General features: G+C 61.8%; 30 protein-coding genes. 4 read left to right on the top strand and 26 right to left on the bottom strand.

Features of this window, described 5'->3' with window-relative positions; translation table 11 throughout:
• Positions 1-27 precede the first annotated feature (27 nt).
• Positions 28-438 carry a DUF2384 domain-containing protein gene (locus PF049_13910; protein ID WBY18134.1) on the top strand — a complete coding sequence of 137 codons (411 nt, stop codon included), beginning with the start codon at positions 28-30 and terminating at the stop codon, positions 436-438.
• A gap of 7 nt (positions 439-445) precedes the next feature.
• The gene (locus PF049_13905; protein WBY18133.1) at positions 446-1165 is read left to right on the top strand and encodes an RES family NAD+ phosphorylase; all 720 of its coding nucleotides are present in this window, start codon (positions 446-448) and stop codon (positions 1163-1165) included.
• A gap of 1263 nt (positions 1166-2428) precedes the next feature.
• Here PF049_13905 and PF049_13900 read toward each other — a convergent pair.
• The 11 genes from PF049_13900 to PF049_13850 all read right to left on the bottom strand — a co-directional run bounded on the left by PF049_13900 (position 2429) and on the right by PF049_13850 (position 12018).
• A complete protein-coding gene (locus PF049_13900) occupies positions 2429-3106 on the bottom strand; it encodes a hypothetical protein (GenBank protein ID WBY18132.1) in 678 nt (225 codons plus the stop codon).
• A gap of 107 nt (positions 3107-3213) precedes the next feature.
• A complete protein-coding gene (locus PF049_13895) occupies positions 3214-3813 on the bottom strand; it encodes a hypothetical protein (GenBank protein WBY18131.1) in 600 nt (199 codons plus the stop codon).
• A 26-nt stretch (positions 3814-3839) separates the two neighbouring features.
• Positions 3840-4307 carry a hypothetical protein gene (locus PF049_13890; protein WBY18130.1) on the bottom strand — a complete coding sequence of 156 codons (468 nt, stop codon included), beginning with the start codon at positions 4305-4307 and terminating at the stop codon, positions 3840-3842.
• Complete coding sequence (locus tag PF049_13885; protein ID WBY18129.1) at positions 4304-4654, bottom strand: hypothetical protein; 351 nt, start codon at positions 4652-4654, stop codon at positions 4304-4306. Before PF049_13885 ends, PF049_13890 begins: the two co-directional genes overlap by 4 nt.
• A 148-nt stretch (positions 4655-4802) precedes the next feature.
• Complete coding sequence (locus PF049_13880) at positions 4803-5012, bottom strand: hypothetical protein (GenBank protein ID WBY18128.1); 210 nt, start codon at positions 5010-5012, stop codon at positions 4803-4805.
• Positions 5013-5024: 12 nt separating this feature from the next.
• Positions 5025-5552 (bottom strand): DUF2726 domain-containing protein, encoded by a 528-nt coding sequence (locus PF049_13875; GenBank protein WBY18127.1) that lies wholly within the window; start codon positions 5550-5552, stop codon positions 5025-5027.
• 2 nt (positions 5553-5554) lie between these two features.
• Positions 5555-5698 carry a hypothetical protein gene (locus PF049_13870; protein ID WBY18126.1) on the bottom strand — a complete coding sequence of 48 codons (144 nt, stop codon included), beginning with the start codon at positions 5696-5698 and terminating at the stop codon, positions 5555-5557.
• Positions 5695-6090 (bottom strand): hypothetical protein, encoded by a 396-nt coding sequence (locus tag PF049_13865; GenBank protein ID WBY18125.1) that lies wholly within the window; start codon positions 6088-6090, stop codon positions 5695-5697. The genes PF049_13870 and PF049_13865 overlap by 4 nt, the downstream gene beginning before the upstream one ends.
• A 10-nt stretch (positions 6091-6100) precedes the next feature.
• Complete coding sequence (locus tag PF049_13860; protein ID WBY18124.1) at positions 6101-9121, bottom strand: conjugative relaxase; 3021 nt, start codon at positions 9119-9121, stop codon at positions 6101-6103.
• Entirely contained in the window at positions 9122-9403 is a 282-nt protein-coding gene (locus tag PF049_13855) for a helix-turn-helix transcriptional regulator (protein WBY18123.1), read from the bottom strand.
• Positions 9400-12018, bottom strand: a complete 2619-nt coding sequence (locus PF049_13850) for a type IV secretion system DNA-binding domain-containing protein (protein ID WBY18122.1) — start codon at positions 12016-12018, stop codon at positions 9400-9402. The genes PF049_13855 and PF049_13850 overlap by 4 nt, the downstream gene beginning before the upstream one ends.
• A 757-nt stretch (positions 12019-12775) precedes the next feature.
• On the opposite strand from PF049_13850, the gene PF049_13845 reads away from it, so the two are divergent.
• Positions 12776-13021, top strand: a complete 246-nt coding sequence (locus PF049_13845; protein WBY18121.1) for a hypothetical protein — start codon at positions 12776-12778, stop codon at positions 13019-13021.
• Positions 13022-13053: 32 nt separating this feature from the next.
• Here the strand turns inward: PF049_13845 and PF049_13840 are convergent, their stop codons facing one another.
• The 5 genes from PF049_13840 to PF049_13820 all read right to left on the bottom strand — a co-directional run bounded on the left by PF049_13840 (position 13054) and on the right by PF049_13820 (position 16866).
• Positions 13054-13302 (bottom strand): hypothetical protein, encoded by a 249-nt coding sequence (locus PF049_13840; GenBank protein ID WBY18120.1) that lies wholly within the window; start codon positions 13300-13302, stop codon positions 13054-13056.
• 344 nt (positions 13303-13646) lie between these two features.
• Positions 13647-14027 (bottom strand): hypothetical protein, encoded by a 381-nt coding sequence (locus PF049_13835; protein WBY18119.1) that lies wholly within the window; start codon positions 14025-14027, stop codon positions 13647-13649.
• The gene (locus tag PF049_13830; GenBank protein WBY18118.1) at positions 14024-14590 is read right to left on the bottom strand and encodes a hypothetical protein; all 567 of its coding nucleotides are present in this window, start codon (positions 14588-14590) and stop codon (positions 14024-14026) included. Before PF049_13830 ends, PF049_13835 begins: the two co-directional genes overlap by 4 nt.
• A 719-nt stretch (positions 14591-15309) precedes the next feature.
• Positions 15310-15555 (bottom strand): hypothetical protein, encoded by a 246-nt coding sequence (locus PF049_13825; protein WBY18117.1) that lies wholly within the window; start codon positions 15553-15555, stop codon positions 15310-15312.
• A 306-nt stretch (positions 15556-15861) separates the two neighbouring features.
• Positions 15862-16866 carry a DUF2493 domain-containing protein gene (locus PF049_13820; GenBank protein WBY18116.1) on the bottom strand — a complete coding sequence of 335 codons (1005 nt, stop codon included), beginning with the start codon at positions 16864-16866 and terminating at the stop codon, positions 15862-15864.
• Between the two features lie 771 nt (positions 16867-17637).
• On the opposite strand from PF049_13820, the gene PF049_13815 reads away from it, so the two are divergent.
• A complete protein-coding gene (locus tag PF049_13815; GenBank protein ID WBY18115.1) occupies positions 17638-18117 on the top strand; it encodes a hypothetical protein in 480 nt (159 codons plus the stop codon).
• Positions 18118-18157: 40 nt separating this feature from the next.
• On the opposite strand, the gene PF049_13810 is transcribed toward PF049_13815, so the two are convergent.
• The 10 genes from PF049_13810 to PF049_13765 all read right to left on the bottom strand — a co-directional run bounded on the left by PF049_13810 (position 18158) and on the right by PF049_13765 (position 22538).
• Positions 18158-18340, bottom strand: coding sequence for a hypothetical protein (locus PF049_13810; GenBank protein ID WBY18114.1), 183 nt, complete (start codon positions 18338-18340; stop codon positions 18158-18160).
• A gap of 421 nt (positions 18341-18761) precedes the next feature.
• Complete coding sequence (locus PF049_13805) at positions 18762-18944, bottom strand: hypothetical protein (protein ID WBY18113.1); 183 nt, start codon at positions 18942-18944, stop codon at positions 18762-18764.
• A 20-nt stretch (positions 18945-18964) separates the two neighbouring features.
• Positions 18965-19231, bottom strand: coding sequence for a hypothetical protein (locus tag PF049_13800; GenBank protein WBY18112.1), 267 nt, complete (start codon positions 19229-19231; stop codon positions 18965-18967).
• A 61-nt stretch (positions 19232-19292) separates the two neighbouring features.
• Entirely contained in the window at positions 19293-19628 is a 336-nt protein-coding gene (locus PF049_13795; protein WBY18111.1) for a single-stranded DNA-binding protein, read from the bottom strand.
• 458 nt (positions 19629-20086) lie between these two features.
• Entirely contained in the window at positions 20087-20374 is a 288-nt protein-coding gene (locus PF049_13790) for a hypothetical protein (protein WBY18110.1), read from the bottom strand.
• A gap of 97 nt (positions 20375-20471) precedes the next feature.
• Complete coding sequence (locus PF049_13785) at positions 20472-20807, bottom strand: type II toxin-antitoxin system Phd/YefM family antitoxin (protein WBY18109.1); 336 nt, start codon at positions 20805-20807, stop codon at positions 20472-20474.
• Positions 20808-20918: 111 nt separating this feature from the next.
• Positions 20919-21194 (bottom strand): hypothetical protein, encoded by a 276-nt coding sequence (locus PF049_13780; protein ID WBY18108.1) that lies wholly within the window; start codon positions 21192-21194, stop codon positions 20919-20921.
• A 162-nt stretch (positions 21195-21356) separates the two neighbouring features.
• Positions 21357-21851 carry a DUF736 domain-containing protein gene (locus PF049_13775; GenBank protein WBY18107.1) on the bottom strand — a complete coding sequence of 165 codons (495 nt, stop codon included), beginning with the start codon at positions 21849-21851 and terminating at the stop codon, positions 21357-21359.
• Positions 21852-22002: 151 nt separating this feature from the next.
• The gene (locus PF049_13770) at positions 22003-22350 is read right to left on the bottom strand and encodes a hypothetical protein (GenBank protein ID WBY18106.1); all 348 of its coding nucleotides are present in this window, start codon (positions 22348-22350) and stop codon (positions 22003-22005) included.
• A complete protein-coding gene (locus PF049_13765; protein WBY18105.1) occupies positions 22347-22538 on the bottom strand; it encodes a hypothetical protein in 192 nt (63 codons plus the stop codon). The genes PF049_13770 and PF049_13765 overlap by 4 nt, the downstream gene beginning before the upstream one ends.

Here is a 22538-nt window from a genome sequence, read left to right as displayed (position 1 = left end):
AGATATCTCTATCATAAGAGGTGAAGCATGACAAGTGTCCAGGACTTAGAGCGCCCACAGGTCGCCCCGATCGCCGATCGCGAGCAGGTCTCCGTGATCGTGAAAGCTGTGGTTCGTGCCGCCCAGCACTGGGATCTATCCGGTCAGGAAGGTGCGGCGCTGTTCGATGTTCCCCAAGCTACTTGGGACCGGATGAAGCAGGATGCGTTCAAGGGTCGCCTTGATCGCGACAAGGTCACGCGCGCAAGCCTCATCATCGGCATCTTCAAGGGGTTGCGGCTCTTGTTCAACGGGCCGCTTACCACCGAGTGGCCGACGCTGGCCAACAAAGGCGCGCCCTACAATGGCAGGCGGCCGGTCGATATGATGATCGCCGGCGGTATTCCCGCGATGGCGGCGGTCCGCCAGCATATCGACGCGCTGCGCGGCGGCTTGTGAGGCGGCCGTGCAGCTTGTCGAAAACACGGTCCCACGAGGATTACCGCTTGTTGAGATCGTCGAACCGGCGACAATCCGGCTGATAAGCACAGCCTATATCGAAGAGCCCGCGATGGCTCCGCTGGCGGACACGGACGCCGCACTCGCCTTTCTGGAGGAGATCGAGCGAAAGACTTCACTCCGGCAAAACGAGAATATGCCGCTGCCTTCCGAGGTGCGGCAGGACGAACTGCTGACATCTGCCTACGGTTATGGTTGGACCTATGTGAACGCGGCATTCTGTTACACGCGTCCTCAAGGCAGCCGCTTCAACGACGGCAATCGCGGTGCATGGTACGCGGCGTTCGGTGATGCGCCGAACGAGACCGCTGTGGCGGAAGTCGGTCACCATCTGACCCGCGAACTGCACAACGTCGGCCGCTATGAGAACGTCACGCGGTACCGTGAACTGATCGCAGGGTTTCTGGGACCTTTCGTGGATCTGCGCGACCAGGACGGAGCGGACTACCTCGATCCCGTTGAGGAAAGTGGCCATGCAGCGGGGCAAAAACTGGCGCGGGAACTGCGAGGCGCCGATTTCGGTGGTGTTGTCTATCCGTCGTCACGCCGGGCCGGTGGAAGCTGCCTGGCGACATTCCGCACGACACTTGTCCAGAACATCCGACAAGGAGCGACTTGGGAGCTTACCTGGGCAGGCTCGCCCGAATTCGCTGTAGCTGAGGTTTGATGAAAGCCAACCAGCGGATCGCCTCGCTCGGTCGTGACCCCCGGCTAGCTTGCTAGGTGAATTAGAAGCCGCACGATCGCATAAAGGAGCACCGGCAAAATCAGACAGCCAACCCAGTAATCGTGCAGGTTTCTCCGTTTCCGGTCATCCACTGTTGTTATCCGAAAATTTGCGGTTTGCTCGATTGGCAAAAAAATGTCGGTCGGAACGCGCGTGCCCGTTAAAGTATTGTTTTGCTGTGCAGATTGGGCTTGCTGCCAGCCACACGAAATGAGAATCTCGCTCTATCTGGCGCGGAATCCCGTTTTCCGAGGCTTTTGACAGCGCTGGCGTTGCTCGGACGTGGTCGGGCCGACGCGAGCCGTGGTGCTAGCTGCTCCGAGAATTTATAAATGCTCAAACGAAATGACCCCCGTCGGCTGCAACCAACGGGGGTCGATCAACAGGAAATCCTGTCATTTGCAGTCCGACGATAAGGCAGGATCTGCGCGGTCGACGCAACGGTCTTGAGCGTGACCGAAACCGGCATTGGGCGTTGCGAAGAATACTCGTCTAAATCACCGACGCAGCTGCTTGGCAAAAAAATCGTCCGAATTCTCGGAATTCGCGTAAGTTCTTCATATTAACTAGTTATTGGAGGGGTGCTTTGCCGCAGCGATTGAGAATCTCACCTTTCCTGACACGGAATCTCGTTTAACGTGGCATTTGTCAAATTGAGTTCGACCAGGCTGACAGGCGACATAGCTCCTCCGTTTCGACGCCTTTGCCTCAAAGCGAACGAAAAGGGAACAATGTTGGTCGATCAGAAGGCGGAGCGAGTCATTTCGAGGGCGGATTTTACGAGCTGAACCAGCGCGTTGGCGTAGAAATACGCGGTTATCGCGAAGATCAGAAGAAACTCGACCGCGAGGATTATCCATCTGACGTTCACGCGCGAGGCGATCCGACTGTCTTCATTCAGATCGCGCCGATCTGGGCCAGAAGCGAGCGACTCAGCGTCTCGTAGTGGTAGATGGCATAGATGCCGGCCGAAGTCATCGATGAAGGGCCGTCAGGAGTGGACCCTTCCTATCGTCGAACTCGACAGAAGGTTAATCGATTTGCTCAGGATGAGAAGAAAATCCTCACGTTCAGGCAGGGGCGGTTCTTGTGTTGCCATACGGTTTGCTAATTCGCAGTGTCGATGCTTGCCAATTCTCTTGTGTCCAATCCGGATGTATTGATCGGGGAAATTGAATTGGGCCGCGGCCGGGTTTGCGCTTCCTATTCGTCGGTTTGCTCCGACTCCTGCGGAATGAGCGTATTCGCATCGTTCCACGGCGCGTCGGTGAAGGCGGGCTGCCCTTCGACGTAGGTCACCGTCGCGCCAGTCTTGTTGGCGACCGAGCGGACCGTGCCCACGATGGTCTTGTTGGTCCACTCGCGTGGATCCTTGACCACCGCTCCGGCGATCGCGCGGCCGAGCTTCGCGGCGAGGCCACCGCCCTTTTCCTCGGTGTCGACCGCGTACACGTCCAGGTGATAGCCCTCCGTGTAGGGGAACAGGCACATCGTGAGGCGAAGGTTCTGCGAACCACGGATGCGCCGCACGGCATTCGCGATCCAGACGGCACCATCGCACTGCACCTGCTTCAGCTGGGCGCGCTGCGAGGCGCCGATCAAGGCTCCGAAAGCGCCGAGGCGAGAATTCTCGAACGGGTCGACGAGCTCGAACGTCCCGGGTGTTTCGGGGGGTGCGCCGCGGACGAGCGGCATGATTGTCTCGATGTCGGACACGTTGTTGTTGAGGGAATCCGTGATGGCCCGCGTGACTTCGGCTCGTGGGGCGTCGGTCTTCAGGTCGAAGATATGGTAGATTTCGATCGACCGGTCCGCCCGCTGCGCGTGCGCTGGCGAAGCCAAGGCGATGGAGGCAGCCGCGATCGGCAGCAGGCGTTTCATGGCATAGTGCATCTGGATTCTCCTTTCATTGCTTTGGCCCATTTTAACTGCGCGGTCGCTAGCGCAGATATTCTAGGGCCATCTCATTCGATTGTCTGATATTTTCCTTACTGTTCGCTCTCCGTTTGCTGGTCCTCAGCCACGCGCGAGGCGGTGACAGCCTCCCCCGGAGAGATCTCGATAATGCCAAGGGGATGGCCAAGCGTGAGGTCCGTTGCGACCTGCAGGCTCTCGGCCGTTCCCGAAGTGACGATGGTATGCCATCGGCCGGCAGGTACCGTCAGCGCGCCTTCTTCGTCTTTCCGGACGAATCCGACGAACACTTCGCGGTCGTCGGCGTCCAGCAGATGCAGCGCGATATCCTCGTCCGGCGCGGTGATCTTGAGCAACCCTGTGGGTTCTGCGCGTAGTTTCGCGAGCACGCGAAATTCGCCGGTCTTCGGCAGCCCGCTGAAATCGAGGACGTCGCCGAAAGGCTGTGCGGCGAGGAAATAGACGATCGCGGCGAACACAAGCGCGGCCGCGGCAAGCATGTTCTTTCTCGAACCGGTTGCGGAGCTGGCAGGACCCAGGCGAAGCATCGAGCCGGCTTGTGCGCGATAGCGGCCGGCTACCATGTCCGCCTCGTCATATTCCATGCGGGCGTGGCGTTCGCGCCAAATGGGTATACCGACGGCTCCCCCGCGCTTGCGGTATCGTTCCTTCATGTATTCGCGATCATTGATGCCAATCGTCAGATCGCCATCAGCAGGCCGAGCCCGCCCAGGATGGTCGATGACAGCCCGAAGATGGTCTTGGCGATCGACATCTTGCGCGCGGCGGCGCCGCGGCGGATCTGCTTCTTCACTTTGTCGATGCCCGTCTTCAGCCCTGCGGTTCCGTCCCAGACATCGATCATCCCCCAGGCGAGGAGGCTGGCGGCGACGATTTGCGCGAACCCGTCGATGCCGAGGCGACCGAACCCGAATGAAATGGTCGCACCGGCCATGACCGGCAGCATGATGACTTTGGCGACGTCGAGGGCGCTTAGGATGGAGCGGTGGCGAACGGAGGATGCGGAAGGAACGAGAAGAAGGGGCCGCTCGCACAGCGTGCAGGCTTTGCCGGGATAGCGCGATAGCCATCCCGGCATGAAACCCCGGCAAAAGGGGCATTGCACCTGCGGCTCGTCGACGATCACGGCCCTTCCGTTCAACCTCATGCCTTGCCTTGGCATTTCGCTTTCTTGCACTTCGCCGCGTCGTCGCACTTGGCGTCGTCGCACTTATGGTGCTTTTCCTCCTCGCAGTCGGCGCAGCGGACCGCGTCGTTGAGCGAGATGAGACGCTTCTTGGCCGCCCCGCTCTGGTCGATCGCGGCCCGCACCTTCGCTTCTTTGGCGACCATGTCGAGCATCTGCCGGGCGACGTTGCCCGCTGCCTTGTTGGTGCCTTCGGCCACGGCCGACGCGACGGCTGCCTGGTGCTCCGCATGGGCATCATTGCCAGCGTCCTGCGCGGCCGCGGGTACGGCCATGAATGCGCCTGCGAATGCGGCGGCGATCATCATCTTCTTCAACATCTGTCACTTCCCTTTTCTTCTTCCGGTTGCCCGGACTGGTTGGTGCGCCGGCGGCGCGTTAGGCCCCTCGCGGGGTGGTTTTTCCGAAGGGCTCTGCCTTGCGGAAAGGTTCGGGCGCGCGTGCGCCCGTCCGGCGTCAGCGCCAGAATCCGTCCCGCCGTTCTCCGTGGCGGTTGTCGTATTTCTCCTTGTCGTCGTAACCGCTCTTGCGGATGCCGACCTCGACCCGGTCGCCTCCAGCGTTGCGGATGTGCAAGTCGCGCAGGTCCACCCTGTTTCGGTGAGCCCAGTCTTCGGCTGCGCGCTTGCTGCCGAATGTGCCTACGTCTTCGTAATCGAATGCCATCGTGGTCCTCCTTCAGGTCTGGGTGGCTTGCCAGGGTGATTGCGCCGGATGCGGGAAAGCCGGTCCGAGCGCGGCTTCGATGTGCCTCTCGACACTCGTTTGCGTGGGGCGTTCGCCTGCGGGGAGGCGCACAGTCGTGTATCCGGCGTGACGCGTAAGGGCGTCGCGATCGGTGTCGCTTCGGCGGTCGTGGCTGCGATCGTCGAGCTCGACGAGCAGGATGATCCTACCGGAATGCGGATCCTCGACCAGGAAGTCGACGCGCTTGGAGCTGAACTTGTTGAAGGTCGTCCACCACTCCGACTTGGACAGCCCATTGGCCGGGTTCATGATGGCGCCCATCGAGACCTGCGAATGCACCCGTGCGCCAGGCATCGCCCGTTCGATCATCAGGCAGACCCTGCGCTCGGCGGGCGTCATCAGCGGTTTCGGGCGAGCCTTGAGTTGTGAAAGCTGGCGCTTCGGCAGGCTGTTCAGGATCGCGAACGTCGCGATCACCACGCCCGCGATCACAACGATCAGGAGGAACTGGCTGTCCATGTTCAGTCCTCGCCCGACCAGCGTGGAATGTTCCAGTAGATCATCACTGTCAGGGCGACCGCGACACCGATCATCACGCCGATTTCGATCAGCTCCCGTGGCGAGACCGTGAAGAGGCCCCACGGCCCGGTTAGGACGTTGGTCATGTCGTGCTGCCTTTCCAGAATTCGTTCAGGCGCCGCGGAAAGAGCGCGTAGACGCGGTTCCTTCCGATCGGCGCGGCGAACTTCGTTGCGAGGTTGACGAAAGCGACGGCGATCGACCCGACGATCACCGCGACGAGGATGGCGAGGCCGATGGCGACGCACTCGGCCACCATCTGCTGGTTCGCGATCATCTCGCGCATGTCGGCACATCCCTGGACACCGTGCAGGTCTAGATCGCACACCACGAAATTGTCCCCCTCCACCATTTCGGCGACTTCCTGCAGCCCGGCCTGCTTCACGAAGTTGGTAAGGGTCGGCTGCTGCTCGAGGACGGCCATCAGGCTGTCGCTCTTCGGGTCGTTGGCGATCAGGCCATGCTGCGTCTTGTCCATTGCCAGTCTCCTATCGGGCACGTTCGATGTTGCGTTCGGGAAGGTCGATCTGCGGCACCGCGCGCAGGCTTTCCTTGTCGACCGATGGCAGGCGGTCCGCGCTTGCCTCGCCGACCTTCAGGTGTTCCGGAATTCTCGGATTGAAGTCGGGAGCGGCGCGGTCGCTGCGCGCATTCTCGACCTGTTTTTCGCCCAGCGTCTCGAGGGCGCTGGTCTTGTCGCCGGGATTGCGTCCGATCTGTGAGAGGAGCTGGTCGCGGTCGTTGGTGATGATGGTGATGTCGTCGCGCACGCGGGTCATCATGACCAGCGCCAGGCGTTGGTTCGAGAGATGCCGCGCCGACGAGTGCATCTCGCCGATCGCCATGTCGCGCGTATCACCCTGCGCCTGATGCATGTTGATCACGTAGGCGAGGCCCATGCGCTCCAGCATCTTGTCGTTTTGCTTGAGCTCGACCGTTTCGCCGTGCCGGTTCTCGACCGTCACGACGCCGTCCTTGATGCCGAGGATCTTTGCTTCCTCGGATTTCATCAGCTTGCGCGCGTCGTCCTTCTCGGTCCAGCGGACCTTGTCGCCTTCGTGGATGGTTTCCTTGGTCTTCTCCGAGAGACGCAAGGCGTCGCGCTTGTCGGCAGGATCGATGCGCGCGGGATCGAAGCGCTTCAGCTTGCCGTTCTCGTCGCGCAGAAGCACCCTGCCCTTCTCGTCAAGACCCTCGACATCGTATCGGCCGCGAGAAAGCCCGCCAGGCGCGTTCTGGCGCATGACTTCGAGCAGCTGCCCCTTGGTATAGGTCGATGCGTAGCGAAGCTCCTCACGGGTCGCGTGGGCCGGTCTGAGCGTATCAAGCACCATCCCCTCGCCCTTGATCGAGCCTTCGGCTCTCAGTCCGTCCTGAACCATTTTGTTGAGGGTCGCGCGCGCGTCTCTGCCGGACGAGTAGATGGCGGTGCGTTCCCGGTCCTCGGGCGAGAGATCGAGCCAGGTCTTGGCTGCTACCGCCAAGTGGTCCTTTCCCGCTTCGACCACCTTGTCGCCGAGCGAGGCGAAGCTCTCTCGGAACTTGCCCGCTCGGGCCAGGCCCGCGGCGTCCTTCATGTGTTCGGTCCGTTGGCGAAGGCTGGTGTCGAGCCTCGCCAGTGCGGGGCCATCGGACTGGATGAGCGAGAAGCTCTTGCCCGCCTCGATCGGTTGCAGCTGCGCTCTGTCGCCGATCATCACCAGCTTCTCGACGCCCAACCGATTGGCGATCGTGAGAAGATCGTTCATCGGTTTGTTGGCGACCAGCGAAGCTTCGTCGAGAACGAGGACCTTGCCCGTGAGCGCGGCTCGCGAGGCTTCGAAAGTGGGTCCGCTCCCGTGAAGCGCGGCGCGCAGATGCTGGTTCACGAAGGAAGAGACGGTTTTGGCCTCGATACCCTCCTTGGCCAGCTCGCCGCTCGAGGAGCGTATTTCGGTTTCGTTCCGAAGGTCGTTCACCATCTTGTTCGCGAACGCGAGGCCGATCACATCCCTGCCTTCTTCACGCGCCACGCTGGCGATCGCGGAGATGAGGGTCGTCTTGCCGGCGCCGGCGACGCCCTGGATCACGACCGTGCGGTCGTTGCTCGACAATGCGAGCGTTCCGGCAGCGATCTGCTCGGCATTGAGATCGTGGTCGCCCGATACCGCGCGCAGGCGCTCCGGGGCTGCACCAGCCTCGATCATTCCCGGGCTCGCATCTCTGCCGGCCGTCACGTTTGCGAGGGTCGCCCGCTCTATTGCCGCATGTTCGGGGGTGGTGAACTTCTCCACCGCACCGTCGAGCCGCGTACTCTTGCCGGGCAGCATCTGCCCCTTGTCGATCAGCACCTCCATGCGGGCTTCCACGCCTTCGGCGGTCACGCCCTTGATGCCGAGATCGAGCGCCGTCTTGACCAGTTCGCCGCGGGTCCATGAAGTTTCGCGCTCTCCGATCACTCGGACGGCCGAAGCCGTCGCGAGCTCGGTGCGCAGCTGGGTCGGGGTGAGGCCCATGCGGTGCAGGCCGTTCGTGGTCAGCTCGTCGGCGGGTCTCGTGTAAAGCTGCGTGGTTTCCTGTACCGCAGCGATAACGCCGCGCACACGATCCACCGTGCCCAAAGTCCCCTCACGGCCATTATCTGTGCGGGCACGAGCCTGTTCCACAAGCCGCTTCGCATCGAAGCCTAGCCCTTCCGCGCGCTTGGCCCATTCCTGGCGAAGCGCCTGCTTGTCGTCGGGATTGAGCTTGGGATCGCGGGTATTGACGACGACCTTATCCCGCTCTTTCGCCGTTGATATTCCGATCTGGTTCGCTTTCGCGTCGATCTCAGCGCTTCGCTGGCTGAATGCTTCGATGACCTCGCGCGACACGCCCTGGATTTCGAACTGGCCGTGCTTGCCGGTGAGCTCGGTCCGGTAGCCGATCCTTTCGAGATTTGAACGCAGCGCCGCGTTGTAGATCGATCCGAGGACGGAGTTGTTCTTCCAGACCTCACCGTTCCAGAGCGCCTTCCAGTTGCCCGCCTTGTCCTGTGTCATAGCCGCGATGACGGCGTGTGTATGGTTCTGGGGGTCGAGTTTGCGGCTCGTGTCGTGCTGGAAGAGAGCGTAAAGTAGCTTGCCGGTCTGAACTGCTTCGCCGTTGGGATTGCGTGAATAGTCGCGCGCTTCGGCGAAATGCTTTTCGAGATAGGCCATCGTGGCCTTCACGGCCGCCTCTTGCGCCGTGAGGACGCGCTTGTCGCCGCCGAGTTGCGCCATCAGGCTCGCCGATTTCGGCATGGAGAAGGTGAGATCCACACCTGCCCTGCGCTTCTCCGCGCCGTTGACGACGGTCCCGTCGGGCAGCTTCCCATCGAGGACTCGCTCGAAGTCCTCCTTCGACACCGAACCGCTCAGACCGAGCGCTTCGGCGCCCTTCCCTCCCCATTCGCTCAGCTCGGCAGGGCCGTCGCCGACATAGTAGTCGTCCTTGGCGAAGTAGTTCGCTGCGCCACTTGCCGACGAAACGGATGCGACCGAGAGCATTCAGGTCGCCTCCGCCTGACGCACAAAACGAATCATCCACCCCCGGCCGAGCAATAACCAGTGTGCGTCTACTTGATAGGTTTCGCACAGGCACAGGACGATCCGGATCGGAATTGCGTTCTTGCCATTCTCATAACCCGACAGTGACGCCTGAGAGGTTCCGATCGCTTGGGCGAAGGTCTCACCGACCTCGCCCACGCTCGTTCGGACAGCCTTCAGCCGTTGACCTATTTCGGCTCTGCTCTTTGGATCGATATGGCTGATCGTTGACAGGCGGCTCACCGGCCCAGCTCCTGATCTTCCTCGATCGCGACTTCCTTGCGATGTTCCTCCTCGCGCCCGAACCCCTGGCGGTTCTCGCGCGCCAGAATGCTTTCCTGGCCGTCATCCTTCCCTCGTATGGTGCGCGTCTGTGCCAGCGTGTTCTTGGCCGCCGCACCGCGCTCCTGAACGTCCCGCATCGCAATGCGCTGGCGTTCGCGATCGTCCTTCTTCTTTGCGTTCATGTACGAGCGCACGTCGTCCTGATCCCGCTGATCGGCGGTCTCCTCGATCGCGTCGCCAAGCTTCAATTCCGGACTGTTCTCCCTCTCTCGCTCGTCAACCTCTCGATCTAGCGAGCCCTCTACCTCTTCGCGCAGCTTTTCGGCTTCAAGCTCCGCCTGACTGAGGACTACATCAACCCCATCGCGCCTGTCCTTCGGCACGTTGTCCGGCCCCTCCCCTTCGCGTCCATCAACCCCCATTTCCGCGGCTACATCTTCGCTCGGCACGTACTCGCCGGCACGCATGTCGGTGACGCGGTGGAATCCCTCTGCGCGGACGGGATAGTCCTTCCAGCTCAGCTTCACCCGCGAGGCGGGGAAGCCGTCCGGGAATTTTATGAAGCCGGTAAGGCTGCGCAGGTTGCCGATATCGTCCGGCATGACGAGTTCTTTCACATCGGTGCGTGGAGTGATCGTCGAGGCGTCGCGGCTGTTATTGTAGCCGTAGGAGTAAGCCTCATCCATCTGGCGAACCTCTCGGCTCCCGATGAATTCAGAGCAGCGCCGCGATGTCTCGGGATCGGCTGTTTTGAGGATCAGCTTTGTACCGGCGAGCGAGGCCAGATTGGTGGCCCCATGCTCACCGTATGTCTCTTCCAGTTTGTCGAAGGAGTGCATCCCGAGCACGAAGGCGCCGCCGAACGCGCGCGCGGTCTGCAGACCATGATCGATTGCGGGCAGGCGGTGCAGGGCATGGACTTCGTCAATGAGGAACCAGGTGCGCAGATTGCGGCTCCTGCCCATCTCGAACAGCCCATTGACCGCAAGGTCCATCCAGAGCGTTAGCAGCGGCCTGTTTAGGACAAGATCGGGATGGGTTGAGGTGATGAACAGGATCGAGCCTTCTTTTACATCCTCGGTCATCCATTTCTTGATCGAGAAGCCTTCTTCGCCCGGCTTGGGATCTGGCAGGAAGCGGAAGGCATTGGCGTTCGCGATGAATGTCGTGCGGATCGATTCCGCCATCTTGGCGGCCGATGGGGACATCATCGGACCGGCAACCGTTCCTTCAAGCTGGGCGTGGATCGTCTTGAGATCCGACATCATCAAAAAATAGGCTAGTCCGCCATTCGATCTGACGCCCATCTTGGCCAGCTTCACGCACATTTCGACCATCAGGGTTCTAGCGGATTTCTGCCAGAAATCGTCCTCCACGCTCTGTCCACTGGGAACCAGTGCGGTCGCCGCGCTCATGAACTCCGCGTAGTTGTGGCAATCATCGAAAATGGACCACGCTTTGCAGCGCTTATCCATTGGGTTCAGAATGACATCCGTCTCTTCGTTGTAGAAGCTTTCGACGAATGTCCCGGTCAGGTCGAAGATGACGCAGCGATGGCCCCTAGCACGCGCCTGTGTGACCAGTTTTTTCAGCTCGGTCGTCTTACCCGCACCGGTCGTACCGATGAACATCGCGTGGCTCTGTTCGAGGCGCCACGGATAGGGCAGTCCAGCGAGGATATAGGGCTCGTGGAAGCCTTCACGCACACGATCTTTCAACGGTGCCTCAAGCACCGCTTTCGGATCGACAGGCGGCTTCCTGGAAAGGCACTCCTTGCGATGCTCGTCACGGTTATGCGCAAGGATACTTTCGCGCAGAACCGGACGTTCGACCATGATCGCGCCGCGCTCGTGTCGCTCGTTCAGGATTTCCGATCCGCGACGTTGTGAAAAGTCGACGAACCAGACGGTCAGCGGAACGCAAATGAATGCCGCGCCGAGCATCGAGGAAACGCTGATGCGGACGGCCGTGGACCACGCCGCTTCGACCGCTGGATGGTACGGCACTATCGCTATCGATCCCTGCACGATTTGGCCCGACGGAAGGGTCAGATTGATGGGCTTCGATGGATCCAGCCCTGTGAAGTTCCAAATGCCCGCAAGGATCTTCATTAGAACGAGGTGAACCTCATGCTTTTCGAAGGTAAGATACCCCAGCACGAACAGCAGCAGGATCGTCGTTCCGATCCAGATGAAAACGGGCAATCGGATACCCGCCCAGGTCATCATGACCTCGTGATGAAACAGCTGCGAGCCGCGGGTAAAATTGTTCGCGTTTCTTTTCACTTTTCCGCGCGCCGAAGCGTGCTGCAAAGTGACTGCTTTGCGGTTCAGGCGAATGTCCTCACGCATGGTGCTCTCGCACGTTGCGCATAGCCGCTCTAACGAGTTCTTCGCTGTCTTCCGGGTACTGGCGTTCGACCAGGAGGGAGAGCGCGAGCTGGGTATGCTCAAGGATCGTAAGTGCGCGTTGCCCGTTAAGGGCGATGCCCAGCTTGAGCATCGGCAGACCAATATTGACGGAGGTGCGGATAGCTTCGGCACGCGTGATGCCTTGCGCTGCGGCGTAGGCATCTAGGGCTTCGATTGCATCGGAGGAGAACCCTACGCCGATGCCTTTGTATGTACTGGCCATGCAAACTCTTTCCGAGTTGTGCATGGTTTCTCTATCGCAAGCCCCTTATATGCCGTCCGAAACGGAAAGGGAAGCGCTGACGCGCTCGAAATATATTGCGGTTCCAAGCTATTGAAAAAACAGCATAACCGGAACCTTTCGGCTTTCGGGCGAAAAGCCGAAATATATTTCGGCGTTGCGAGATCGCTTTAAGTCGTTGCAATACCACGTCTTTCGATCCGAAAAGACCTACGGCGCAGCCGTGTAGGGTGTGCTAAAATAGGGACTTGGCGGTTCTTCTTGTCGGTCGCTTGTCTCGAGGAGTCGTGAGAGGAGCTGGATATCCAGATGGGAGTGCCGGCCATCGTGCCGCCAAGAGCCCCGAGCGTGTATAACGCTGCGGTGGCAATGCTTCTTCCTGGGTGGACAAGAGTGGACCTTCAGGTCCACGTCGATCGTCACCCGAAGGGCCGAGACTGGCATAGCCAGGCTCGGTGGAGCTTGGTGACGAAGCTGCCCTAGCGAAGCCAGGGCAGCGAGGAACCTAGCGCAATAGAGCGCGGTCCGTAGCGGCCGAGGCCGCGAAGGATGGCCCAAATAACAGACCTCCTTCCATCACGGCAAAACGCAAAAGCATCGAGCAAAAAAACGGCTCGAAAATTCATGGCGGTTGCTGCATCAAGCGAAGCATGAAATCCGTCGTGAAAGGACATGGAAATGGTATCGAAAGTGGAGCGCGAAAGAGCGGCTCTCGAAGCTGCGGAACAGGACGTTGCGGAGCGCCGGAGGAAGCTTGCGCAGATGGAAAAGGAAGAGGCCGAAAAGGAGCTGGCTAGGCTCGTGCGCAAAGTCGGTCATGCGCGAGCGGTGAGACTGTTGGAACTGGCCGTCAGCGTCAAGCCGGAGAGCGCGATCGAGGCGCTCGAAAAGATGGAGCCTGTGGGCCAGAAGCAGGCGTCCTGAGGGCGGCGCCTTAGCGCCGCCCGCTTGGGTCATTATTCGTCGTCCATTTTGCCGGTGGCGGTGTAGACGATGTCGTCGATGAGGTGCATCGGAAGCTCGCCGTAATCGCCTTCCTCGATGAGGATGTAGCCGTCTTCGGTGCGGACCACATGGACGTCGAAGAAGGAGTGGTAGGAGCGCCGTTCCGCTTCCAGTGTCTTCTCGTCGAGCGCGATCGTGTCGGTGTCGATCTGGCGGATCGTGGCGGTGTCAGCCTCGAATGTTTCGGTGGTGTAGCACATGGTAGCCTCCTGTCGTTGGCGGCTCGTCCGCCATGCCATGAATCAGCGCTCCGGCGGTGCGCGGGTCACCGGAGCGAAGCGGAGGGGAACCGAAAATTGATCGAGTGGTGCGGAAGCCGCGCAGCGGCTTCACGGTCGGTCCATTTTCGGTTGACCCGCGTATGGCCGGAGTGCTCATGGCGATGGTGGCGGACGGGCCATCGGCGGGAGGCGGAAGTCACTTGCTGCACTGCTCGTTCGAGGCGTTGCCGCGATGCGCCAGTGGTTCGAGTATCGGGCATGAGAAAAGGGTGCCGCGGCTCATGGCCGGACACCCTTTTCCGATGCATCGATCCAGCGGGAGGCTAGTCGCCGGTCGATGAGATTGCGTGGTTCGCGAATGGCTCTTCAGGCGGGCAGCACGCCTTGCAGTATGGCGCTCCGGTGACCGGGTGCGGCTGCATGTCATGGCCCTCGTCCGAGACGCAGTTGCCGGACAATCCTTCGTCTATTTCGGAACCGACGATCGCGCCTGTGTCGAGATCGATTCGGTCGAAATGGTCGTCGCCTTCGTGCTCGCATTCGATGCAGGTTTCATGGTCGTAGACCCCACCGAGCTCCCAGCGCTGGTTGCTCTCGTCCCAAGCGGCCCAGGCATCCTTGCAGATTGCTTCGGAACCGCAGTTGGGGCATCGCATCTTCAGGCGTGTGCGAGGCGTGGCGATCGCGTTCACGTTGTCGATCACTGGACCCACTCCAGTACGGGGGTCTGTTCGCCGCAGTCAGTGAAGGCGAGGTACGCCAGACTGTCGTAAATCGGGGTGATCTTGGCGCCGCAGAACGCGTCGTAGGTGCGATGATCTTGGAGGAGCAACCGCAAGTTTTCGAGGGTCAGCTCGCCTTCATCCGCGTCGTCGCGTCCCAAGGCGAAGAGTACCTTCGCGGCAAGGTCCGGGCCCATCATGAGATCGCGCGCAAGGGCGATATGTTCGGAGACCTCGATCGTTATCGGAGCGAGGTGCCCGAGGTGCCGGACGCGCAGCGTCCGCCCGAGGAACTGCGCCTCTTCGACGATCGAGATGATTTCGGCCCGATGGTCGAAGCAGGCGGTGAATGCGGCCATCGAGAGGGCATTGGCGTTGATCTCGAAATTGAGGGGCGCTGCCCCGAATTCCCCGGGATCGACGTCGAGCGCGGCGTTGCCAGAGTGAAGCCGCCGCGTCAGCGCGGCGAGCTCCAGCGCGGAGATTTCGGCGGGCCGTGAATGAAGCTGGGTCTGTGTGTGCTTGATGCGGAAGGTGACGAGCATCTCTGCCTCCTGTGATGAACTCGTCTCTCCCCTTCCCCCTCCCCTTTTATGCGAGGCCTGTTCGGTGAAGGCAGGCGGTGTCCATCGGCGCATCCCGTCGAGGATTGATGCGGCGCAAAGCCTGCCCCGGCATGGGGCCGGATTCCGAGCAGGAAAGCATCGGCGATGCGCGGACGAACGGATGTTCGTCAGCGAGCCGGAGGGACTGCTGCAAGTGCGCGCGGCACACCGAGCGTTGCTAGGGCGGACGCATGTCCGCCAGCACGCGAGGGAGTGCCAGCGCCTGGCGGAACGTCGACCATATGGAAGCGGGCGTCGTCGCCCGCTCCCAGGTACCCGTCAGCGCAGGACAGGCATGGCCGCGATGCCTACGGACGCAAAGGCGTCCGGGCGAGCCAGCCATGCCGGCGGGGCCAAGGCGGACCGAGCGTGGCGCACGCGACCGAAAGGTCGCCAGCGAGCAAGGGACCGCCGCGGCCGTGGCACTGCGGTTCGTCTTGGTGCTACGCGATCGCGAGCTGTGATGTGTGGGCTGCGGCTACCGTCAATCGAGCCTGCGGTGCATGAAGGCCATGCGAACGGGATGCGATTGAGGAAAGGACACGGCGGGACGTAGCGTAGCACTATCCCGGCAAGGAACCCGACGAAGAGGTATATGAGAAGGGGGCGCTCGAACTTGGGCAAGGCGAAGTAAAAAAGGGGGCCGAAGCCCCCCGCGGTCAGACCGCTGCTATATAGCCGCCCGTGGCCGAGCCTATCGCGATGATGACGCCGATGAGCCCGAGGACCCAGCGATTGGTGGCGACATCGGTCCGAAGCGACTTTACTTCGGCAATCAGTTCGGCATTGGCTTCAGTGATTTTCATCGCAATGTACTCCTCCAGTTCGGAGACGACCTTCTCTGCGTTCTCGCCCGAGACTTTAGCCTCTTTCAGCGCTTTGAACAATGTGATTTGGACGCCCATCTTAACCTCCATGTGTTAATGGTGGTTCCCGCCGGTCACGGGCGTCCAGCGGGTCAAGGATCGCCGCAGGCGACCGCGCAAGCGGGCCGTGGGGGAGCCGATTTTGCGTAGCAAAATTGGGGGAACCGCGGATCCTTGAGGCGCGCCAGTGCGCCCGTGATAGACTGGGACATCGACGAGACGAGCCCTCCCCGGTCCTGTGACGCGCCAAGACGGGCGACGGGGGCTCGATGCCCCCGAGCCCGTTCTGCCGAGACAGAAAAGAAAGGGAGGCTCCGGCGACTGCCGGAGCCTCCCGAGAGGCGCTCACCCGAAGGTGGAAGCGCCGACCCTTTGCGTTTGCGGCCGCTGATCGGCGATCCGACGGATGTGAACCGGCACGCCTGCCTGCCGCAGCCGCTGTGCGAGGTTCGATTGGATGCCCGAACCTTCGCCGATGATCGCTTCCACCGGCCCGAGCTTGACCATGTTCTCGTTGCGCAGGAACGGTGCGCGGTTGCCGTGCCGCCGGTCGGGCATGAAGAGGATCGTCTGCACGCCGTTCTTCTGGGCCCAGGCGTTCGCCATCGCGTCGACACCCTTGCGCATTCCGGTCGTGCCGAGGACCATGTTGGGGACGCGCTCCTTAATGTCGTCGAGGATGTCCCAGATCATCTCGAAGTCGTGCCAGTCCTTCATGCCGCCCGAGACCACCACCAGCGGTCCTTCGGGCTGGAACTGGGCCCTGCGATCCTTCGCGCGGGCTGCGAGGAAGTCGCGAGCCTGGATCTGCGAGGCGGTGACGCCGTTCTTGCTGACCTGCGATCCGCGCGTGGCTGTGAACGGGCGCCCGGTCTCCACCCGGTAGACGTCCGAGGCATGGTCGCGCATTGCCTCCAGCGCTTCGCGGCACCCCTGCAGCGTCTGGACCAGAAGCTGGGTCTCTTCGAGCTCGACGGCGTAAATTTCGGAAGGATCGAAGTGACGGGCAAGTTCGCCGAGCTTCTTCGCCGCATCGTCCTCGCGTCCCTCGACCAGGCGGACGGTCATGTGGAAGGAGTTGACCATCCCCCAGGCGAGCTGCTGGGCGAATTCCTCCATGCGGGTGTCCTTCAGGACGTCGAAGATCGTGCCGATCGCCATCTCCACCGCGCGCCGGGCCATGTCGGCGTCGGGCATGTCGGCGGTGATCGGTTCGTCGACGACGCTGAGCTTCGCCATGTCGCTGTGCTCGAGGAATGCGCCGTCGTATGCTTCGGTAACCGGGCCGCGGCTGTCGGCCAGCTCGATCCGGGCGTTGGCGAGATCGGCGAAAGAGTTGAAAGTCTGCATTGGAAGCCTCCATTGGTTTGATCGCGTCATCTCGTGATGACGGGTCCAATGGTGCGCAGCGGGCAAACGAGGTCAGGGACGTTAACCGGGAAGCCGGCACGTCAGGGCCGGACCCCGGTTAACGCCTACGGGCTGCGGGGGAGCCGATTTTTTCCCGTCTGCTGTAAGCAGACAAAAGCCGGGAAAAAATTGGGGGGACCGCAGATCCTTGACCGGATCTTTGCCGCAAGTATCCTTCGGACCCCATCACACGAGGATGCAATCAAACCCACCCTCCCCCTCCCCTCTTCTCTTCTTCACAAACATCGGGCTCCCGCAGGAGCCGCGGCAAGACAGGCCGGCGCGTCTCGCGCGCGCGGCAACGCCAGAGGTCGTTGCCCTCGCGCGGCCGCCCGGACGCGAGCGGCGGGACCGAGAGCCCGCGGGGCCAATCAAAAAGGCGGAGGCCCGACCGAAGGCCGGAGCGGCGTTGATGGGATGTCCTGAATCTGCTGGGTAGGCGGCGGGCATTATCTCGTCGGCCGAAGGTCGAGCCGATGCAGACAGCCCCGCTCTTCAGGCCGCAGCGCGATAGCGCGGTGCGCGGTTATCCCGCCAGGCGATCGTCACCCGAATGGGCCGAGACCCGTTAGGGGCTCGGTGGAGCTTGGCGACGCAGCGAGCCCTAGCGAAGCCAGGGCCGCAAGGAGCCTTAGCGCAATAGAGCCCGGTCCCGGCCGAAGGACGGGAGGCGGTACCCATTTGTTCACGGCTTTGCTGTAAGTCGTCTCAATGACTCAGAAACACGCTACGCAAACCATCAAGGAAGGTCTCGCCGACGCGCTCGACGAATTGGAGGACCCTGACAGAAATGGGAAAAAACCGACTTTGAACGGCCAATGGCTTGGAGCATTGGGCGAGCACTTGGTCGCGAAAGCATATCGCGCCACTCATGCAGGCCATCGCGTCGAACAGTACGATCTCGAATTCGGTGCGGAAAACATCGAGGTCAAATCGACCCAGGCCGATAGGATTACAAACCGTTCGTTGGCGAAGAAGCGCTGCAGCCATGTCGCCTATGTCCGGTTCGAAGCGGTGGGTACCGATCTTTGGGTCAGAGAGATGTACATTCGTCGGCGTGGCAAGCCGGGCGATCGGCCGAACGATCCGGAAAACCCTCGTGTCAGCGAAAAGGATCGCAGGGATCTACTTCCGTCGCCAGACGGTTTTATGATTGATTTGAGGAAGCTCTCCGAGGATCCTTGGGGCTAACTGAAAAAGGGGAGCAGCGCATCGCGCTGCCCCCGCACGATCACACCGGATCGTCGAAATAAACCGTCTCGACGACGCGGCTCTCTTGCCACTCGGTCAGGTCGAATTCGTCGACGACCTGGAAGCGATCTCCGATCGCGACGATGTGCTGATCGCTTTCGCATTCATTCGCCTCGCGTCGGGCGGAGCTGATTGCGGAATCGATGGTGGTGCAGCTGAACATGATAAGCCTCCTTGGGTGTCATGATTGACCCCGAAGGCCCGACATGCGGCAGCACGCGCGTCAGGGACGCCGCCATAGCGGCGCCGCGATAGCGGGCCGCAGGATCCTTGACGCATCGCGTGACCCGCATGGCATAATGCGACTTCTGGTGGAAAGGCCCCTTATTCTCGCCAGGCGATCGTCACCCGAATGGGCCGAGACCCGTCAGGGGCCCGGTGAAGCTTGGCGACGCAGCGCGCCCTCGCGAAGCCAGGGCCGCAAGGAGTTTAGCGCAATAGAGCGCGGTCCCGTCCGCAGGGCGGGAGTCGGCGGACACACTGTCGTAGAAAAATGTTCAATGAATCCGATGTGGGGAGTTGGATATGCCGGCGATATTCGCTGTGAACATGCACACCTGTGGTGGTCTTCACGTGCAACCTCGTCACGGCTCCCAGACATAGGGCACGTAGTTGTCCGGCTTGACAACATAATAGCGCGCAGAGGTGGGCCCTCCGTGCATTGTGTTCATCTCCAGAGCTTTCTCCTCGGCCGCGGTTTGGCTGAGATTGGTCGAGACCACGCGGTCGCTCACATTGTCCCGGTCGAAGTTGTCGATCGCGATCACTTGCATGGCAAAAACTCCCGTCAAGCCGCTTTTGGAAGCATAGCGGCGATCTCGGCGCGTTGTGCTTCCAATGTCGAGAGGTGATGGACGTAGATCGGGCCGAAAGCGATTGTTTCGGCCAGGTCCTCGTCGGTTTCGAGGATGGCGAATGCGGCGTTCCGGTCGAGGGCGTCGAGGTCGATTGTCTCGAGCATGATTTCGCGCCGGGCAGCGAAGCGGTTGAGTTCGCTGAGCTTGCGTTCCGCGCGTGCGGCGTCGCGCTCGGCGAAAAGGCCGAAGTCCTTCATGGCAATTCTCCTGGGTGAGATGGTGAAAGGGCGGCGCTTGCGCGCCGCCCATCGGTGTCGGTCAGATGAACTCGACGTTTTCGGCGATGATCTCGCAGCCGTAGCGGTCGTTGCCGTCGGCATCCTGCCAGCGCGAGTAGTGGAGCCGGCCGGTGATCGCGAGCTGGTCGCCCTTCGCCTTGTGGTCCCGAAGCGGGAGACCCATGCCGTTGAAGACGGTGATCTTGTGGAATTCGGCGTCGGTCTTCGTGTAGCCGGTCTCCGGATCCTTCTGGACGCGGCCGTCGCGGATGACGGGGCGCTCGGTGACCAGGAGCAGCTCGGTGACCTTGGTCTTGCTGCCGTCGCGGGCGATCGGATCCTTGGCCAGTCGGCCGACGAGATTGACGGTGTTCATTTCAAAAACCTCCTTCTGAGCCGACGGCTTGTCCGCCGGTGCCCTTATCGAGCCCCGGAAGGAGGGATGGGACACCGCGCATTCGTGCGCGGGAAACCTCGAAAATCGAGGTGGTGCGGGCAGCTCGCGAAGCGAGCAACACGGCTCGTATTTTCGCAGGTTGGCCCTAAGCCCGACCGGAGGGGCAGGGGCACTGGACGGCGGACACGCACTCGGCTTGGAGGTGCTGGGAAGACTTGAACACCGTTCTCGTTTGTGGCGGAGGCCCGAAAATCTGCGGAAGTCAGACCAAGTCAGCTGCTTGGCGCCGGCCCCGTCTCAGGGCTTGTGAAGTGCCGGGATCGACGTCGCCACGATGCTCCGCTGTCCGCGATCATCGTCAAGGCTATACCGTCGGGACAGGAGAGTGCCTGAGGAACCGGATGAACCACGGCGGTGGTGTGTTGAAGACCGCTTTCTCAGGGTGCGCGGAAGACGATCGTGGGGGTCCTCCCGACCATTGCGGTGCCGATCGCCGCGGTGAGCTTCTTCGATGCCGGGTTGTCTCGCATGAGGGAACCATCGGGCTGCGGGACGATGTCGGGGCCGGACCATTGGAAGACGTTGACTTCCTCGATCACGACGTCACAGTCGTCGGGAAGCCCCAGCGCTGCACGCTCGCGCGGATGAACGGGAACGCGCGCTCCGGTCGAGGAGCTGGAGATCGCCATGACCGAGACGATGTAGAGCCCGTCTATCGGTTTCACGCCGTAGATGTAGCAGGGCCGCGTCTTGGTGGCGTTTTCCTGGCCCTTGGCGTCCTCGCGGGCCCAGAGGTACCCGTAATCGATGATGGCGCCAGGCTCAGGCGGTCGCGGTTTCGCGTTCTGCCCGCTTGCGGTCTTGCTTGGGATGATGGGCGCCCGCGCCGGCGTCTTCTTCGTAGCTGTCCGGGGCGTCAGGGTGGAACGCCGGCGGCGCGGTGGTGATTTCTCCGATGACATCCTTCAGCTGCTCCGATTTCAGGGCACGCGCGAACAGCTTTCGAAGCGAGTTGTACTCGTCGACCGGCACCATGACGACGCGGACTTCTCCGTGGCGTTCGAGACCGATGGGTCTGCGGATTGCCTCGTCGTAATAGTAGCCGACCTTCTTCGAGAAAGCGGTCGTGGTGACGGTTTCTCCGTAGGCTTGTTTCATGTTCGTCTCCGCTTTCATCATCGCCAAGTTACCAATGGGCCAGGCCCGTCGTCGTCGTCGTCATTACCGTCATGCGGATAACGATCCGTATAATCCGGATAGTCCGGATTTTCAAGAGAGATCGGAGAGGTCGATGCACGCGGCAAAGCCGATGGCGTTCGGGTCTGGCAACAGCACCGCGTTGATATCGTGAACGCTCCACACGGTGAGATCCTCCCCGACGGCGAGGGATAGACAGCGATGCGTCTCGATGAGAAGCGCATTCCAGAGCTGTGCGTCCGCGATCGAGCTTCCGTTGATTGCGGAGATGCAATCGAGTTCTCCTTCGCGAACGCGCCCGATAATGATGAAATTCGGCAGGCGCTGTGTCCTGGGTTGCTGGGGCATGGTCTGGTTCCTTCGATTGCCTGCCGCATACCCACCCTCTTTCCTTTGTCGGTGGCGCAGGAGCTGGCGGCAGTAAAAAGGCCCGCCCGCGGGGGATCGCGCGGACGGGCCTCGTGAGGGGCCGATGCGGGAGGGGTCGCACCGGCCCGGGGGACGCTGTCGTCAGGCGTCGGCGGTCTCCTTCGCCTTGGCCTTGGTCTTCGGCGAGGGAGCGGTGCTCTCGCCCAGGCCGTCGCCGCCGGTGGTCGAACCGGCCTGCTCGGGCTCGCCGCCGGTTGCGTTCAGCGGCGGCAGGGTGTCTTCGCCTTCGCTGGCCATGCCGGGGAGCGTGCGCTTGCGCTGCGGACGGCGCCAGGCGACGTTGTAGGAGCCGTCGTCCTGGCGGAACATGGCGACGTCGATCGGCTTGTCGAGGCTGGGATCGTCGATCCGGCCCGAGAGGAACACCTCGCCGGTGTCGTTCGACGAGTATTCCCACAGCGCGCCGACCTTCACCCAGCTGCGGCGGTCGGCCGAGAGCGCCATCACGTCGAAGGCGGGGGCGCGCTCGTTGGTCGAGACGAACTCGCGCAGGGCGATGGTGGCGGCGAATGCCATGGTGACGATGCGGCCGATGTGAACGCCGTCGGCATTGGCCTTGAGGGTACCGATGTTCATGGGAAGTCTCCTGATGCTCTGTCCGAACCCCTTGTCCGGACCACTTCCCTTCATCCCTCCCCTCACCCGGGCGCAGCCCGGCAACGCGCGAACGCGCGCAATCCGCACGAAGCCCCGGCAGGGGCCGTGCGTCGTCAGCTTGTGTGAATTTTCAGGCCTGGTCGCGCTTGTCGCGAGCTTCGAGCCGCGCGAGGAAAGCCTTTGCTTCTGTCTGGTTGGGCCCGTCGATCGTCGCGAGCGTCTTCATCCGGTCGATTTCGAGACTGGCGGCGATCTCTGCGGTAATGTCGCAGTAGGGCTCGAGCAATCTTATGGCGTCGACGGGCCGCGGGAGTTCGGCCTCGGCGGTGCCTTCCCAGAGAATCGGGACCTCTTCCTCTTCATCGTCCGGATCGGCGGCGAAGACTTGGGCGAAGAACGTGCGAAGGGGGCGGTCCCACCCGATCCATGCGGATGTCGCGGCAACGCCGTCGCGCAGCTGCAGCTGGTGGCGGCTCATGCCGGCGATCTCGCGCAGCGATGGTCGCAGTGGCGCTTTGCCCCTTCCGTGCTGTCGATTGCGCGGCGTACCTTCTCCAGCGCGCGCGGGCAGTTCGCCTTGCGCAATTCCCCTCGGGCCGCGCGCAAATGTCGCAGCGCGGTATCGACGGACGTTTTGGTCGCTGCGTCTGCTGTTCTGATGGTCAT

Source organism: Erythrobacteraceae bacterium WH01K (assembly GCA_027941995.1).
In the GTDB taxonomy this organism is placed as follows: Bacteria; Pseudomonadota; Alphaproteobacteria; order Sphingomonadales; family Sphingomonadaceae; genus CAJXSN01.
The sequence above is the reverse complement of the archived record's forward strand: the minus strand, read 5'-3'. Positions and strand labels throughout refer to the sequence as shown.

Excerpts from the sequence above, each read along its gene's own strand:
- PF049_13910 (WBY18134.1), top strand. The coding sequence starts at position 28 with ATGACAAGTGTCCAGGACTTAGAGCGCCCACAGGTCGCCCCGATCGCC.
- PF049_13900 (WBY18132.1), bottom strand. The coding sequence starts at position 3,106 with ATGAAACGCCTGCTGCCGATCGCGGCTGCCTCCATCGCCTTGGCTTCG.
- PF049_13895 (WBY18131.1), bottom strand. The coding sequence starts at position 3,813 with ATGAAGGAACGATACCGCAAGCGCGGGGGAGCCGTCGGTATACCCATT.
- PF049_13890 (WBY18130.1), bottom strand. The coding sequence starts at position 4,307 with ATGAGGTTGAACGGAAGGGCCGTGATCGTCGACGAGCCGCAGGTGCAA.
- PF049_13885 (WBY18129.1), bottom strand. The coding sequence starts at position 4,654 with ATGATGATCGCCGCCGCATTCGCAGGCGCATTCATGGCCGTACCCGCG.
- PF049_13880 (WBY18128.1), bottom strand. The coding sequence starts at position 5,012 with ATGGCATTCGATTACGAAGACGTAGGCACATTCGGCAGCAAGCGCGCA.
- PF049_13875 (WBY18127.1), bottom strand. The coding sequence starts at position 5,552 with ATGGACAGCCAGTTCCTCCTGATCGTTGTGATCGCGGGCGTGGTGATC.
- PF049_13870 (WBY18126.1), bottom strand. The coding sequence starts at position 5,698 with ATGACCAACGTCCTAACCGGGCCGTGGGGCCTCTTCACGGTCTCGCCA.
- PF049_13865 (WBY18125.1), bottom strand. The coding sequence starts at position 6,090 with ATGGACAAGACGCAGCATGGCCTGATCGCCAACGACCCGAAGAGCGAC.
- PF049_13860 (WBY18124.1), bottom strand. The coding sequence starts at position 9,121 with ATGCTCTCGGTCGCATCCGTTTCGTCGGCAAGTGGCGCAGCGAACTAC.
- PF049_13850 (WBY18122.1), bottom strand. The coding sequence starts at position 12,018 with ATGCCTACGCCGCAGCGCAAGGCATCACGCGTGCCGAAGCTATCCGCA.
- PF049_13845 (WBY18121.1), top strand. The coding sequence starts at position 12,776 with ATGGTATCGAAAGTGGAGCGCGAAAGAGCGGCTCTCGAAGCTGCGGAA.
- PF049_13840 (WBY18120.1), bottom strand. The coding sequence starts at position 13,302 with ATGTGCTACACCACCGAAACATTCGAGGCTGACACCGCCACGATCCGC.
- PF049_13830 (WBY18118.1), bottom strand. The coding sequence starts at position 14,590 with ATGCTCGTCACCTTCCGCATCAAGCACACACAGACCCAGCTTCATTCA.
- PF049_13825 (WBY18117.1), bottom strand. The coding sequence starts at position 15,555 with ATGGGCGTCCAAATCACATTGTTCAAAGCGCTGAAAGAGGCTAAAGTC.
- PF049_13820 (WBY18116.1), bottom strand. The coding sequence starts at position 16,866 with ATGCAGACTTTCAACTCTTTCGCCGATCTCGCCAACGCCCGGATCGAG.
- PF049_13815 (WBY18115.1), top strand. The coding sequence starts at position 17,638 with ATGACTCAGAAACACGCTACGCAAACCATCAAGGAAGGTCTCGCCGAC.
- PF049_13810 (WBY18114.1), bottom strand. The coding sequence starts at position 18,340 with ATGTTCAGCTGCACCACCATCGATTCCGCAATCAGCTCCGCCCGACGC.
- PF049_13800 (WBY18112.1), bottom strand. The coding sequence starts at position 19,231 with ATGAAGGACTTCGGCCTTTTCGCCGAGCGCGACGCCGCACGCGCGGAA.
- PF049_13795 (WBY18111.1), bottom strand. The coding sequence starts at position 19,628 with ATGAACACCGTCAATCTCGTCGGCCGACTGGCCAAGGATCCGATCGCC.
- PF049_13785 (WBY18109.1), bottom strand. The coding sequence starts at position 20,807 with ATGAAACAAGCCTACGGAGAAACCGTCACCACGACCGCTTTCTCGAAG.
- PF049_13780 (WBY18108.1), bottom strand. The coding sequence starts at position 21,194 with ATGCCCCAGCAACCCAGGACACAGCGCCTGCCGAATTTCATCATTATC.
- PF049_13775 (WBY18107.1), bottom strand. The coding sequence starts at position 21,851 with ATGAACATCGGTACCCTCAAGGCCAATGCCGACGGCGTTCACATCGGC.
- PF049_13770 (WBY18106.1), bottom strand. The coding sequence starts at position 22,350 with ATGAGCCGCCACCAGCTGCAGCTGCGCGACGGCGTTGCCGCGACATCC.
- PF049_13765 (WBY18105.1), bottom strand. The coding sequence starts at position 22,538 with ATGACCATCAGAACAGCAGACGCAGCGACCAAAACGTCCGTCGATACC.